Raw genomic sequence first — 13,501 nt, forward strand, 5'->3', positions numbered from 1 at the left:
CAAAGTCGCTGCCAAAGCAGCCTAATTTAATAGCAATCAATTTGGGGTAAAAATGCAGATACCTGTAGCAGTAATTGTTGGAAGGCCAAACGTGGGAAAATCTGCGTTGTTTAATTGTTTTTCCAGACGGAGAATCTCTATTGTTGAACCTACCTCCGGTGTAACCAGAGACCGGGTATCAACTGAAATACGCCATAAGGACTATGTATTTGAGTTGGTCGACACAGGCGGCATGGGGATAACAGATTCGGACGGCCTTACAGAAGATATTGAGATGCAGATAGAAGTAGCGCTTGCGGCGGCAGATGTTGTTCTTTTTGTTGTTGACGTACGTGAAGGCATCACTCCTTTAGATAGAATTGTCGCAGAAAGATTACGGCATGTAAAAAAGGAAGTAATCCTTATCGCAAATAAGGTCGATACTCCGAAATTTGAGCATTCAATGGGCGAATTTAACAAACTGGGTTTTGGAGAACCACACCCGGTTTCTGCAATAGAAGGATATGGACGTTCGGACTTGCTTGACAAAATCATTTCTCTTTTTCCTCTGCAGGAACCTTACGACAATACAGATTCCGAACCTATTATGAAAATGGCAATAGTGGGGAAGCGAAATGCGGGAAAATCCACTTTGATTAATACCCTTGCCAGAAAGCAACGTGTCATTGTAAGCGAGGTACCTGGAACGACAAGGGATTCAATTGACGTGAAATTTGAAATGGATAATAAACAGTTTTTAGCAATAGATACCGCCGGTGTACGCAAAAAAAGCCAGGTAAAAGATTCTATCGAATTTTACAGCATGGCTCGTGCGGAAAGGTCTATCCGGCGGGCAGATGTGGTATTGTTCCTGATTGATGCAACCCTCAAAATCTCAGATGTAGATAAGAAGTTAGGGGCGTACATCGACCTGGAAAGAAAACCATGTGTGATCGTTATTAACAAATGGGATTTGGTTAAGGGCATTGAAACAGAAGAATATCATGAGTATATAAATAAAAGCCTGCCGGGTCTTTCGTTTGCCCCCATTTCATTTATTAGCGCCAAAAACAACGATCACGTTGCCGAGATGATTCACCTTGCGATGGATCTTTATGAGCAGGCCAATACAAGGGTTTCAACGTCGGAGTTAAATAAAGTGGTAGAAGATGCCCTGAAGTTGCAACGTCCAGGGCAAAGAAAGTCAAAAACACCGAGGATATATTACAGCACCCAAATAAGTGTCGCCCCGCCTACATTTGTAATATTTGTAAATGACCCCACACTTTTTGATAATAATTATGAGCGATACCTTTGTAACCAGCTTCGCAGCAAACTGGCATTCCCGGAAATTCCTCTTAAATTTTATTTCCGTCAAAGATCGCAGACAAAACAGAAAACGGAACATTCATAGTTCATATTTAAATCAGGTAGTGGATTCAAAAGACAAAAACCCAACAAATTTTCCCTGTAAGTCTTTTCTATAGATAAACTGCAAATAAATTTCTTAAACCCATTCCCGAAGGCATCCAAAAACGTTGAAGAGCATAAAATATAATAGTTTTTATCTTGTTTTTTTGTTTATAATATCCTCTTTGATATGTACAAGTGTATTATCTGCAGGTGCTCGTGATAAATTGTTTTGGGATAGTAGATATAATACGGAGGAATATATTTTTGGCATGGAGCCTACCGTATTTTTAAAGGAACATATTAATCTTTTACCCAAAGGAAAAGCATTGGATGTTGCAACGGGCGAAGGCCGCAATGCCGTTTTTTTGGCAAAAAACGGGTTTGAGGTGGACTGCTGCGATATTTCTGCCATTGCCATTGAAAAGGCAAAAAAACTGGCAAAAGAAAACAACGTCCGCATTAATGCATTTGTAGCGGATTTGAAAGACTATAAATTGCCCAAAAATTCCTATGATGCAATAACCTGTTTTTACTACTTACAAAGGGATCTTATTCCTCAAATAAAGGACTCTCTCAAGGTCGGGGGGATGATTATGTACGAGACCTTTACCGTTGAGAATGCTGAACGCGGTTTTGACGGACCTAAGAACAAAGAATATTTGTTAAAACCGAATGAGCTGCTGTATTTTTTCATGGAGTTTAAGATTATTTATTACCGGGAACTCGTTTTAGACGATAAAAAGGCGATAGCAAGTTTAATTGCGGAAAAGCGTAAATGAAATTTTTAGAAGATGTTACGGACAAACAGCGCGAAGCGATTACCCATATTGACGGCCCTCTTTTGATTGTGGCGGGCGCCGGTAGCGGAAAAACACGGGTAATCACACGGCGTATCGGCTATTTAATGTCGGAAGGTATTTCCCCATACAATATATTGGCCATAACATTTACCAATAAGGCGGCAAATGAAATGGCTGAAAGGGTGAAAAAGTTTTCCTCTCATAAAGGAATGTGGGTCTCCACATTCCACAAGATGTGCTCAAGAATTCTAAGAAAAGATATAGAACTGCTTGGTTATTCAAAAGACTTTACCATTTACGATACGGTGGATCAATTGAACAGGATTAAATCCATCATGGCCGATTTAGAGATTGATACCGCCCACTGGAAGCCGAGGAGCATTATAAGTTCCATCAGCAATGCCAAGAACAAACTTATCGACCATGAACGATTCGCTGCAACAGCATCAGATGTTTATCACCAAATGGTTGCAAAAATTTATAAAAAATATAACGCCATGCTAAAATCCGGCAATGCCCTGGACTTTGATGACCTTCTCATAAAGACGGTTGAACTTTTAAAAACACGCCCGGACGTATTGTCGTCATATCAGGAACGGTTTAAATATATCCTCATCGATGAATATCAGGATACTAATTTTGTTCAATATGCTATTTCACGGCTGCTTGCACAGAAATACAAAAATATTTGTGTGACAGGAGACCCTGACCAGTCGATTTACGGCTGGCGCGGTGCGGATTTAAGAAACATAATGGATTTTGAAAAAGACTATCCCGACGCCAGGGTAGTGCTACTGGAGCAAAATTACCGTTCGACAAAGAACATCCTGCTGGCGGCATCGAGTGTTATTCAAAAAAATAAATACCGGAAGCAGAAAGAAATCTGGACGGAAAATGAACATGGAGAAAAGATAAAAGCAATACATTGCGAGAATGAACATAGTGAGGCGGAAGAAATCGCAAAAACAATCAGGACGCTGCGCGGAAATGGGATAAAATATACGGATATAGCCCTGTTTTATCGTACTAATGCGCAATCCAGGACGCTGGAAATAGCACTCAGAAATGCCGGGATTCCCTATGTAATCGTTGGCGGCGTCGAATTTTACCGGCGGAAGGAGATAAAAGATATACTGGCGTATCTTAGATTATGCGTAAATCCATGCGATGACTCGGCGTTAGAACGCGCGATTAATACTCCGGCCCGCGGTATTGGAACTACCACCGTTAAAAAAGTAAAAGAATGGGCTGAGAGCCGGGACTCAACACTATTTAACGCCATCGGGATTGTGGATGCAATTCACGAAGTCACCGGCAAATCTGCCGCTGCAATAAAAAGATTTTATGAACTTATTATGGTCTTGCGCCATATGCCGGAGACGTCGGTGGAAGAAACGCTTAAAAGCATAATTGACAAAACAGGGTATATCGATTTTCTCAGAAAGTCTGAAGAAAAAGAGTCTGAGGACCGCATAGCGAATGTGGAAGAATTGGTGAATGCTGCCCATGAATATGATGCAAACCATACTGACGGTTCTTTGCAGGGTTTTTTAGAGGAAGTGGCGCTGATTTCCGATTTGGATACGGTTGAAGACCTGGCGGAAGCGGTGACGCTTATGACATTGCATACGGCGAAGGGGCTGGAATTTCCTGTCGTGTTTATTTCCGGTATGGAAGAAGGTTTATTGCCTCATTCAGAATCACGGATTTCAGAGGAAGAAATTGAAGAAGAACGGCGGTTGTGCTATGTGGGCATAACCCGGGCGATGAAAAGGCTTTTTCTTACGTACACAAAAAGGAGGATGAGATACGGACAATTAATACCATGTGTCGCATCCCGGTTTTTAGATGAAATACATGCTGACTGCATGGACAGGCTGGATAAGACGGAAAACCATTTTTCTTACGAATATCAGGGGAAGAGTAATTCATGGGAAAACGACGCAGTGGAAGCTTGCGATGTGTTATCAGAAAGTGACGTATTTCCCTCCGGAAATGCCCGGACTTTTTTAAACGGCGAGGTGGTACGGCATCCTGTGTTTGGCATCGGAAGGGTCCTGGAAATGCAGGGAAGCAATGAGAAGGCAAGTGTTAAAGTGAGTTTTAATGTCGGCGGAACAAAGAATCTCATGCTGGCATATGCGAAATTGGAAAAAGTAACTTAGGATGAAAAGAAGGAAGGTATAATGGAAAAACTTTACATGGATAATGCAGCGGGAACACCAATGCATCCACAGGTGATAGATGCAATTATCCCATTTTTAAAAGAAGGGTTTGGCAACCCTTCCAATATACATCAGTTTGGAAGATTTACAAGCGATGCAATACAAAGTGCGCGTGAGAGTGTGGCAAATCTTATTAACGCAAAAGCAAACGAAATTATTTTTACCTCAAGCGGAACGGAGGCAAATAATTTCGCAATAAAAGGCATTGCTGCCGCAAACAAAAAGAAGGGTAATCATATTATTACCTCAGCGATAGAACATTTTTCCGTGCTTAATCCCCTGAAGTCCTTAGAGAAATCAGGGTATGAAATTACCTGTTTGCCGGTTGATAAGCATGGATTGGTGAATCCTGACGATGTAAAAAATGCGATTAAACCAACAACGATATTGGTCTCGATAATGTTTGCTAATGGCGAAATCGGGACAATTGAACCGATTAGGGAAATTTCGGCGGTTGTTAAGGCAAAGAACATTATTTTCCATACAGACGCCGTTGCCGCGGCAGGAAATATTCCTATAGATGTTGCAGATGTGGCGGTTGACGTGTTAAGCATGTCTGCAAACCAATTTTATGGCCCGTCAGGAGCAGGGGCGCTTTATGTGAGAGAAGGGGTAAGGCTTCTTCCCTTAATAGAAGGCGGGGTGCAGGAAGGCGGCAGAAGGGCTGGAACGGAAAATGTTATCGGCATTGTTGGCATGGGAAAAGCGGCTGAATTGGCAAAAAGCGAAATGCCGCAACGGGCAAAACAGATACAGAAATTAAGAGATATGTTGTGCGACGGATTGTTGAAAAAAATCAGCCATATCCATATAAACGGGCATTCGACAAACAAGCTTCCGGGAAATCTGAGCGTGTGCATAGAATTTATTGAAGGTGAATCGGTGCTGTTGTTTTTGGATATGCAGGGCATTGCAATTTCAAGCGGTTCCGCATGCACTTCACGCTCTCTGAAGGCGTCTCATGTAATAATGGCGACAGGCGTAGACCCTGCGCTGGCTCAGGGTACGGTACTTTTTAGTATCGGGAGGGAGAATACGGAAGAAGACGTTGAATGTGTCCTTGAAAAATTGCCTCCCATTGTGGAGCGTCTTAGGCAGATGTCCCCATTGTACCAGCAGAAATAACAGAAAATAATAATAAGGAGGTATATATATGCAATATAGCGCAAAGGTAATGGACCATTTTGCAAATCCGCGTAATGTAGGAGAAGTTGCTGAGGCAGATGGCGTTGGCGAGGTGGGAAACCCTGCATGCGGCGATATTATGAAGATGTCCATCAAGGTGAAGGATAATGTCATAGTTGACGCAAAGTTTAAAACATTCGGCTGCGGGGCGGCTATTGCAACGAGCAGTATTTCTACAGAAATGGTTATAGGGAAAACGCTTGACGAAGCATTGCAGCTTACCAATAAAGCAGTCGCAGAAGCACTGGATGGCTTGCCGCCGGCAAAAATGCATTGTTCTGTATTGGCAGAAGAAGCAATTGAAGCCGCTATTGATGACTACCTTAAGAAAACAACGGGAAAAGGCCTGGAGAAAAAGAAGGCTCCTTCACACGAAGATCATCACCACCATGAACCGGATTTTCGTCCAAATTAACGTATTGCGTTTCATGCAATAATAAAGAGAGGAACCCATAGCAATGAAAGCGGATGAAACACTTGATTGTTACGGACTTATGTGCCCGATGCCCATTTTTAAAACCGCAGGCAAGATGAATGAAATAGCGCCGGGCAAAATACTTGAAATAATCGCTACAGATGAAGGGATTAAAAAAGACATTGTTTCGTGGTGCAATAGCACGGGAAATGAGCTTTTAGAGATAAACGAAGGAGAGGGAGAGATTCACCTGTTTGTGAGAAAATCGGGTTAAGGTTTAATAGTAGGTTTGACCCCCAAGCCCCCTGACTTTGCTCGTTGAGTCTGTCCAAATTCCCCTAATTCGATATGGCGCACCTGCTTGTCGAGGAAAACAAGGGCATTTAACGCCTGATTCCGGGTGCTTGCTGCAACATTTGCGGTGGCCAGAAATGAAATATATTGTGCAATTTCCTTTTCTCCCAGTATCAAATCAAACAAATCAAATTCGTGAAGGCTTAATTTTCTCATATCACAAAACGCATGTTTGAATCCGTAAGATTCTGCAAACATCGGAAACAAATTTTTTCCCAGATACCGTGGGACACAAAAGTATATCCCGCCTGCAGTCGCAAAAAAAATATTGCTGCAATAATAACCGTGCGAAATAAGAGCTTGTTGTTTCGACGCATTTTAGTGATTCTTTCACATGGATAAGATAATTTATTTCATAATTACAGAAAAGAATATAGTATTGGGGAAAAGCGGGGAAGTTGTCATAACAAAGTTGTCCGGGTTTAAAGATTTCTGGTATGTATCATATCATCAGTTGAGGGTTATTTCTGTCATGGAACGAATGAACAAATCGGCTTCATCAATAGAAACCTCCATTTCTCTTATCAGTGAAGCAACGTCCTCCTCAATCACGACAAGTTCACCCCGCAGGGATGCAATAGCCTGCGCGTTCAGGTTGTGTTTTAAATACAACACCTGGTCACGAAAGGCCAGAAGTACAGGATCAATTTTTTTTTCAGCACGTTTCATGGCGTCTATAAGTTGTCCGTACTGTTTCTTTGTCTCTGTTAATTTTCCCTGGCTGTTCTGGCGAAGCCTGTCGTTTGTATACTGTGATAATTCAGCTTCCCATTCATCAAACAGGGCTTTTGCAACATTTTCAACAGATGCGATCCTGTCGCTTACCAACAAGGCCTTTTTATTACTTTTTTCGTACTCAGCATTCAGCCGGGTATATTTTTCTTTCAGGCTGCCTCCTTCGATATTGACAACAGAACTAAACTCGTCCAGCGCTGATTTAAATTGTTCTTTTGCTTCTTCCTGGCTGTCTCTTGCTTCTGTAACCCGATTGACCAGTATATCTCTTTTATGATAACCAAATTTTTCCATAGTCCTGTAATAGGTCGATTGACACCCTGCAAGGATCAGCAGAAATATCGGCATTAAAACTACGGGATATGCGTTTTTAAAAGTAGGATAATTCATAATCATTCTCTCCCCTTCAACCAAAAAAATTCCTTTTACTCATCACATGATATCAATTTTGTTGTCCATGTCCATAATTACCAATATCTTTTTTAACTCCTTCAAGGATCTCTTTACCTAATGATCCGAGTTCCTTTAGAGCATCATCTAACAAGGTTTTTGCCTCTTTTGATTTCTTATCAAGTGATTGAAGAATATGTTTACACACTTCAACGGCATCATGAAACATTTCTTTTTTATACATGCCCTTTGCTTCCTTAACCAGGTAATCAACTTTTTCCTGATTCGTTTGAAGATTTTCAGATGCCTTAATTGCATCCTTACCGGAAGCAGCCGGTTTTGAAGAACATCCAAGTGTATGGCAAAAGAATATCATGGAAACACAGAAAAAAAATAATAGATTTTTATTCATGCAACACTCCCTTCTTTCAGTATTTTCTTAATACGATCCATAACGTATGAATCACATCCGTTATATCAAACAGTACTGTCAGTACGATATTGATGCAGAAATGTCTGCCAAAAACCAACCCTCATATATACCTCAAGAAAACGGTAAATAATAGTTTTTACGATGAATTTCCCGGTGTTGTTATCCTTAATGCATGGCAAAGTTATTTTTTTGTGCTTTCGTTTTGTCAAAATATTTATTTGTGTTTATAATGAAAAAATGTAACTATTCAAAACCCGTTTTTTTCATTGGGATTTTGTATTTTTGAATTTGTTTCGTGCTTCATGCTTCGTTCGTGCTTTTTATTTTTCATCTCGTGTTCGTTTGATTCTGGCTATGCCAGGTTAGGAGGTAGTATTATGTCCCCGGATTTTCTCTGTATTGGCGCTCAGAAATCAGGAACCACATGGATCTATAGAAATTTAAATAAACATCCGGATGTTTGGCTGCCCCCGATAAAAGAGATTCATTACTTTGACAAGTATCAGGACAAAGCGAACCTATCCAGCGCTATTTTTAGCCAGATTTGGCGACGGCAATTAAAAATCAGGATCAGAAAACGTTATGGTTTTCGCGATTTTAAAAATCTAAAATGGGATTTTACCTTTTTTTTCCGCAACCATACCCCGGAATGGTATTTATCATTATTTGAACCGGGAGGCAGTAAAAAAACGGGCGATTTCACCCCTGGATACGCGACACTACCTTCACGGCAGGTAGCATTTATTGAGAAACTCATCCCCAACGTAAAAATCATCTTCCTCCTACGCAATCCCATATACAGGGCATGGTCACAGATACGAATGGAAGTGAGAAAGCAATCCTTGAACATCAATGACCATGACGCAGTACTCAAAAAAATTGATTCGAACAAGGTGCGCTTGAGAGGAGATTATTTGCGCACACTTGACAACTGGCGTAGTTATTATCAAAAAGGACAAATGTTTATCGGATTCTTTGAACAAGTCATATCATGTCAGAAAGAACTGCTCCTGCAAATATACCAATTCCTGGAAATAAATGATTCTCCGGAGATGATTCCCAACACAATACATCATAACTACAATCCGGGAATCAAAGTGCACATACCACCGAAGATTGCCGGACATTTAGCGAAAATTTACTACGAAGACATTAAAAAGCTGAACAGCATGTTCGGAGGATATACAGATAAATGGCTTGCACACACGGAGGAGATTTTACAGAGATCCCCTTAATAAAAACAAATGGACGTAAGGCAGAACCGTTCCTGTTTACAGAAAAAATGTGAATCGTAAAAAAAATATGCCTCTGGCAATTTTGAGAGAAAAGAAACAGCAAGGACATCATATTCCCTTAGGCGTCTTTTAAAGGTATCTTCAGGTATGAAGTGAAGCCCGGCGTCATTGATAAATCATCTTAAAAAGCTTTGATGCAAGATGCTTGTTCAGATTTTTGAGTACTTTATATTCCTCATATGCCATTAGCTTATTTTCCGTTTGCAAATATGCCATACCCAGATGAAAATGCACTTCCGGAACATCCTTGTTAATACGAATGGCTTGCCAATATGCCTCAATGGCGTCACGATGCCGCTCAAGAGCCGTGTAGGCTAAACCAAGCATGAAATATGCCTCAAAAAATTGCGCATTGCTGCGCACTGCATCAAGGAGCGATTCAACCGCCCCCTGATATTGTTTTTGCATAAAATATGCCATGCCAAGCTGGAAGCATCCTTCCGGAAACTCCGGTTTTAAACGAATCGCCTGTTTCAGGTTTTTTATTGCATCAGGATAATTGCCAAGCTTATTTTTACAGTACCCAATCTGAAAGTACGCATGGGCATAGTTCCGGTCTTTACTTATTGCCTTTTCCAATAAGGAAATAGCCTTTTCATATTCCTCATTTCCGATAAGTAAAATCCCTTCCCCATAAAATGCCTCTTCGGAAATCTCCCCCAAACCTCTCCTCTCAGAAAATGATTGATCCTTTACCGGAACAAGATTTTTAAGCCTTTCGCAGGCAAGAGCGTAGCCTTCCCCACCGGTAGAAATGAAGGCCATAATACCTACGGCTTCTCCATTCATATTTATCAGGGGACTTCCAATGCAACCAAGAGAAAACGACGCCTTTATCCTTATTATAGTTCCGAACACCGGAATTTCAGAAATACCAGTGACAACTCCAGTCACCGCAAAATGCCCGGAATCGAATGAATTATTTATCACCATGATTTGTTCATTTACTTCAGGCGGCGCTAAGGCCAGCGGCAAAGGAGACGCCCTGCTTTCAAAATTGTCGATTGCCAATTGCACAAGGCCGCCTTCTTTATCCTCCGCAAGAATTTTTGTTACGGAATAGTTATTGCCCTGAAAGTTTTTAGCCCGAATGCTATGCGCACCCATGAATACTTTACTATGGGTAATAATATCGCCTAGCTCATTTATAATGAACCCGCCCCCCTGATTAAACTCATTCCCGTCTTTATCGACAGACGTGAGAGAAACAACCGCGGGTTTAATTTTATTCGCGAGGTGAGTAGCAGCATCCTGCGCCATTACACAGGCAGAACCTGCCGTCACAAATACGAAAATTGCACCAAGTATAACGTTTTGAAAGCATCTATTCATACACTTACCCCTTCCTGTTTTGGCAAAATATTGTGTGTTTCCTTAGCAATCAGATACGATTTTTAGAAGTTTTTTGCGTTGCACTGTCCAAATACATAAAACACATTGACTTGCGTATTCTCATGTAGTACCATACTTCCCAATAATGAATTGCGGGATAGAGACGCGCATCGTCCGGTTATCAGGTATCCGTGAGGGGAAAACAACATGGCCTGCCGGGTTACGTTTCACTTTACTGAGAATTTTCAAAATACAGAACTATTACCGTTTATCAACAGAAACCATAAAATAACCCCGGTATCCGATATGCCTTTTATTAACAAAATACAAGGAATCAACGAAGAGGGAAACAGCCTTAAACGAATTGCAATAAAAGTGGCGGCCATACTCGCATCTCAGGCAATAGTTGTTTTTTTATTTATGCATTTTTTCACGGGCAAAACCAGCAGAGACAATAGCCGTCGCTTTGCCGATTATGACGCCAAAATAAGCGTGATGGAAGACATGATTGACCATGCGACCCAAAAACACAACAAAGACATTGCGGAACTTGCCAAATCAGTTGACAAAATGGGCAGTATAAATCAAGGCATATTGCAAACTATCAATACCCTCTCGGAAGAATTCCGCAAAATGAAGCCGGTGTCTGAAGAAGCAAACATATCTTCAGAGCAACTGCAACAAGCGCAGGATAGCCAGTCGCTCCAAACAGAAGAGCCTTCCATTCTAACAGACGCCGCACCCCAAAATAACATGTGGCGTCTCCGTATAGTTACCCTGCAGAACATAGAAAAGAATAAAAAAGGCGCGGAAGAACTGATAGCATATCTGCAAAGCAATGGCATCCATAAAGCAAGGATATACCAGTACGGTAAGCTGTTGTCAGTGGACGTTGGTGATTTTGCCGATGTTTCTGCGGATGAGGCAAAAAAACTGCGGGAAAAGATCAGAGGAATCAACTATAAAGGGAGTACCTTTAAAGATGCTTACTTCGTTCAGTACTGACAAAAACGCAAACCGTAAAAAACCAGCCCCACCGGCAAAGGCATTTTAATACTTCACGGGTTTTCTCGTTATTTTCAATCGTCCACGATTCGTCTTACTTTCCAGACGCTTTTCCTTTGCGGCTTTTTTAGGTTTCGTGGGTTTCCGTTTTTTTTGCACAATAACCGCACTTTTTATAAAATCCCGCAACCGGTTGAGCGCATCCTCTTTATTTTTGTCCTGGCTGCGATATTTCTGCGCCTTGATAACGATCACCCCTTCTCCCGAAATACGGCGGTCCCTCAGCGATAAAAGCCTTTCTTTATAAAAATCAGGCAACGACGACGCATTGATATCGAAACGTAACTGAACAGCAGTGGCAACCTTGTTGACATGCTGCCCTCCCGCCCCCTGTGCGCGAATTGGGTGCATCGATATTTCGTCTATCGGAATGGTTACCTTATTGGATATTTTTACCATATAGTATTACACTTACCTTTAAAACTCATTTATTACTATCACACCAACAGACCCGAAGCGGTTCATGTCTGGAAGTTCACGTGCCGCTTCCTCAAGGCCGATTGTTTTTCCAATCAACTTTTCCGGGCGTAATTTCCCTTCGCAAACCATATCCAGCATAGCGCCGTATTCATGCGCCTGCATTCCATGGCATCCCAGGATTTCAAGTTCATTTGCAATCACTTTGTCCATCGGTATAGGGGGATGCCGGTGTTCCGCCAGCATCAATCCGACCTGAAGATGTTTCCCCCGTTTTCTTAAAGTAGCTATTGAATTAAAGCATGTATTTGAACTGCCAAGCGCATCGACAGAAACATGCACCCCGCCTTTTGTTATGTCCAATATAGCTCCTGCCACATCCTCCACTTCCCCGGCATTTACCAACACAGAGGCGCCAACCGATCCGGCAAAATCAAGTTTCTCTCTTTGTATATCAATTGCCACAACATTCGCCCTCAGGGCGCTGGCAATCATAATTGCCGACAAACCAACGCCTCCGCATCCATGCACAGCAACCCATTGCCCGGCAGAAACCTTCCCCTGTGCGACAATTGCCCGAAATGAAGTGCTGAAGCGGCATCCGAGGCTCGCCGCGGTTACGAAATCAATATCTTCCGGCAACTGTACTAAATTAACATCTGCATAATCGATTGCCACGTACTGCGCAAAAGAACCCCAATGAGTGAACCCCGGCTGAGACTGACGGTCGCAAACCTGATGATTCCCCGAAGCGCATTGCGGGCAGGCACCGCATCCGCACACAAACGGAAGAGTCACCCTGTCTCCCTTCTTCCACCGGGACACTTCTCTTCCGGTTTCTTCAACAACGCCTGCAATTTCGTGTCCGGGAACATGTGGCAAACGTATACAGGGATCGTGTCCCATCCATCCATGCCAGTCACTCCGGCACATTCCGGTAGCTCCCACGCGAATCACCACGCCGTTTTTCTCAGGCACAGGATCGGGCACATCTTGAATAGTCAATGGTTGAGCAAATTTTTCATATACTGCCGCTCTCATAGAGTGTCCTTATTTTATAATAGCACGGTATCAATTTTTTGGGAATACGTACCGCGTCGGCAATCGGCAAATTGTGGATTGCCGATAGTGGACTGTCGATTTCAACATAGTAACAACCATCCGTTTCTCTGAAACGGCAATTTTCGTAACACTTTAGCCTTTTGAAACTGGAAATTGTTATTTGTAGTGCGACGAACCTCGTCGCACTACATGAATTTTTCGTTCTCGTTCCCAAGTAGCGGCAAGGCATGCCTTGCCGCTACTTGGGAACGTACTAGCGCTGGAAACTACATTTGCGGGTTCAGGTTTGCAACCCAATGTCATTAAGTTAAGAAAAGCATCGCAAAAAAACGATATATCATCTTGATTAACAATAAGTTAGGTGGTATAATCAATGCCGAGTTAAACGTAATTTACCAGCA

Annotated in this window: 14 protein-coding genes; 8 read left to right on the plus strand and 6 right to left on the minus strand. The window is 42.0% G+C overall.

Going from position 1 to position 13,501, the window contains the following annotated elements; genetic code table 11:
• The first annotated feature begins 52 nt into the window (after positions 1-52).
• From der to ABJL82_RS09620, 6 genes are all read left to right on the plus strand, one after another.
• The gene (gene der, locus ABJL82_RS09595; protein ID WP_347274508.1) at positions 53-1,393 is read left to right on the plus strand and encodes a ribosome biogenesis GTPase Der; all 1,341 of its coding nucleotides are present in this window, start codon (positions 53-55) and stop codon (positions 1,391-1,393) included.
• A gap of 268 nt (positions 1,394-1,661) precedes the next feature.
• On the plus strand, positions 1,662-2,171 hold the full coding sequence (locus ABJL82_RS09600) for a class I SAM-dependent methyltransferase (protein ID WP_347274509.1): 510 nt from the start codon (positions 1,662-1,664) through the stop codon (positions 2,169-2,171).
• Positions 2,168-4,357, plus strand: coding sequence for a UvrD-helicase domain-containing protein (locus tag ABJL82_RS09605; RefSeq protein WP_347274510.1), 2,190 nt, complete (start codon positions 2,168-2,170; stop codon positions 4,355-4,357). The genes ABJL82_RS09600 and ABJL82_RS09605 overlap by 4 nt, the downstream gene beginning before the upstream one ends.
• A 21-nt stretch (positions 4,358-4,378) precedes the next feature.
• Positions 4,379-5,542 carry an IscS subfamily cysteine desulfurase gene (locus ABJL82_RS09610; protein WP_347274511.1) on the plus strand — a complete coding sequence of 388 codons (1,164 nt, stop codon included), beginning with the start codon at positions 4,379-4,381 and terminating at the stop codon, positions 5,540-5,542.
• Between the two features lie 28 nt (positions 5,543-5,570).
• Positions 5,571-6,017, plus strand: coding sequence for a Fe-S cluster assembly scaffold protein NifU (nifU, locus tag ABJL82_RS09615; RefSeq protein ID WP_347274512.1), 447 nt, complete (start codon positions 5,571-5,573; stop codon positions 6,015-6,017).
• A 43-nt stretch (positions 6,018-6,060) separates the two neighbouring features.
• On the plus strand, positions 6,061-6,291 hold the full coding sequence (locus ABJL82_RS09620; RefSeq protein WP_347274513.1) for a sulfurtransferase TusA family protein: 231 nt from the start codon (positions 6,061-6,063) through the stop codon (positions 6,289-6,291).
• Here the strand turns inward: ABJL82_RS09620 and ABJL82_RS09625 are convergent.
• The 3 genes from ABJL82_RS09625 to ABJL82_RS09635 all read right to left on the minus strand — a co-directional run bounded on the left by ABJL82_RS09625 (position 6,288) and on the right by ABJL82_RS09635 (position 7,908).
• Complete coding sequence (locus ABJL82_RS09625) at positions 6,288-6,527, minus strand: phage integrase N-terminal SAM-like domain-containing protein (RefSeq protein ID WP_347274514.1); 240 nt, start codon at positions 6,525-6,527, stop codon at positions 6,288-6,290. The two genes, ABJL82_RS09620 and ABJL82_RS09625, sit on opposite strands and share 4 nt — an antisense overlap.
• A gap of 294 nt (positions 6,528-6,821) precedes the next feature.
• Positions 6,822-7,496 (minus strand): DUF2959 domain-containing protein, encoded by a 675-nt coding sequence (locus ABJL82_RS09630; RefSeq protein WP_347274515.1) that lies wholly within the window; start codon positions 7,494-7,496, stop codon positions 6,822-6,824.
• 52 nt (positions 7,497-7,548) lie between these two features.
• Entirely contained in the window at positions 7,549-7,908 is a 360-nt protein-coding gene (locus ABJL82_RS09635) for a hypothetical protein (protein WP_347274516.1), read from the minus strand.
• 398 nt (positions 7,909-8,306) lie between these two features.
• Here ABJL82_RS09635 and ABJL82_RS09640 point away from each other — a divergent pair, with 398 nt between their 5' ends.
• The gene (locus tag ABJL82_RS09640) at positions 8,307-9,164 is read left to right on the plus strand and encodes a sulfotransferase (RefSeq protein ID WP_347274517.1); all 858 of its coding nucleotides are present in this window, start codon (positions 8,307-8,309) and stop codon (positions 9,162-9,164) included.
• A 165-nt stretch (positions 9,165-9,329) separates the two neighbouring features.
• Here ABJL82_RS09640 and ABJL82_RS09645 read toward each other — a convergent pair whose 3' ends face one another.
• Positions 9,330-10,556, minus strand: a complete 1,227-nt coding sequence (locus tag ABJL82_RS09645; protein ID WP_347274518.1) for a tetratricopeptide repeat protein — start codon at positions 10,554-10,556, stop codon at positions 9,330-9,332.
• A gap of 207 nt (positions 10,557-10,763) precedes the next feature.
• On the opposite strand from ABJL82_RS09645, the gene ABJL82_RS09650 reads away from it, so the two are divergent.
• Positions 10,764-11,561, plus strand: a complete 798-nt coding sequence (locus tag ABJL82_RS09650) for a hypothetical protein (RefSeq protein WP_347274519.1) — start codon at positions 10,764-10,766, stop codon at positions 11,559-11,561.
• Between the two features lie 45 nt (positions 11,562-11,606).
• On the opposite strand, the gene arfB is transcribed toward ABJL82_RS09650, so the two are convergent.
• Both arfB and ABJL82_RS09660 read right to left on the minus strand, forming a co-directional pair.
• On the minus strand, positions 11,607-12,020 hold the full coding sequence (gene arfB, locus ABJL82_RS09655; protein ID WP_347274520.1) for an alternative ribosome rescue aminoacyl-tRNA hydrolase ArfB: 414 nt from the start codon (positions 12,018-12,020) through the stop codon (positions 11,607-11,609).
• 18 nt (positions 12,021-12,038) lie between these two features.
• Complete coding sequence (locus ABJL82_RS09660) at positions 12,039-13,079, minus strand: zinc-dependent alcohol dehydrogenase family protein (RefSeq protein WP_347274521.1); 1,041 nt, start codon at positions 13,077-13,079, stop codon at positions 12,039-12,041.
• Positions 13,080-13,501 lie beyond the last annotated feature (422 nt).

This window comes from Candidatus Kuenenia sp. (assembly GCF_039794105.1).
Classification (GTDB): domain Bacteria; phylum Planctomycetota; class Brocadiia; order Brocadiales; family Brocadiaceae; genus Kuenenia.

What these genes read in the sequence shown, in the direction of transcription:
- ABJL82_RS09660 (WP_347274521.1), bottom strand. Translation starts at nt 13,079, where the DNA reads ATGAGAGCGGCAGTATATGAAAAATTTGCTCAACCATTGACTATTCAA.
- nifU (WP_347274512.1), top strand. Translation starts at nt 5,571, where the DNA reads ATGCAATATAGCGCAAAGGTAATGGACCATTTTGCAAATCCGCGTAAT.
- ABJL82_RS09635 (WP_347274516.1), bottom strand. Translation starts at nt 7,908, where the DNA reads ATGAATAAAAATCTATTATTTTTTTTCTGTGTTTCCATGATATTCTTT.
- arfB (WP_347274520.1), bottom strand. Translation starts at nt 12,020, where the DNA reads ATGGTAAAAATATCCAATAAGGTAACCATTCCGATAGACGAAATATCG.
- der (WP_347274508.1), top strand. Translation starts at nt 53, where the DNA reads ATGCAGATACCTGTAGCAGTAATTGTTGGAAGGCCAAACGTGGGAAAA.
- ABJL82_RS09650 (WP_347274519.1), top strand. Translation starts at nt 10,764, where the DNA reads ATGGCCTGCCGGGTTACGTTTCACTTTACTGAGAATTTTCAAAATACA.
- ABJL82_RS09605 (WP_347274510.1), top strand. Translation starts at nt 2,168, where the DNA reads ATGAAATTTTTAGAAGATGTTACGGACAAACAGCGCGAAGCGATTACC.
- ABJL82_RS09600 (WP_347274509.1), top strand. Translation starts at nt 1,662, where the DNA reads ATGGAGCCTACCGTATTTTTAAAGGAACATATTAATCTTTTACCCAAA.
- ABJL82_RS09645 (WP_347274518.1), bottom strand. Translation starts at nt 10,556, where the DNA reads ATGAATAGATGCTTTCAAAACGTTATACTTGGTGCAATTTTCGTATTT.
- ABJL82_RS09620 (WP_347274513.1), top strand. Translation starts at nt 6,061, where the DNA reads ATGAAAGCGGATGAAACACTTGATTGTTACGGACTTATGTGCCCGATG.
- ABJL82_RS09640 (WP_347274517.1), top strand. Translation starts at nt 8,307, where the DNA reads ATGTCCCCGGATTTTCTCTGTATTGGCGCTCAGAAATCAGGAACCACA.
- ABJL82_RS09625 (WP_347274514.1), bottom strand. Translation starts at nt 6,527, where the DNA reads ATGAGAAAATTAAGCCTTCACGAATTTGATTTGTTTGATTTGATACTG.
- ABJL82_RS09610 (WP_347274511.1), top strand. Translation starts at nt 4,379, where the DNA reads ATGGAAAAACTTTACATGGATAATGCAGCGGGAACACCAATGCATCCA.
- ABJL82_RS09630 (WP_347274515.1), bottom strand. Translation starts at nt 7,496, where the DNA reads ATGAATTATCCTACTTTTAAAAACGCATATCCCGTAGTTTTAATGCCG.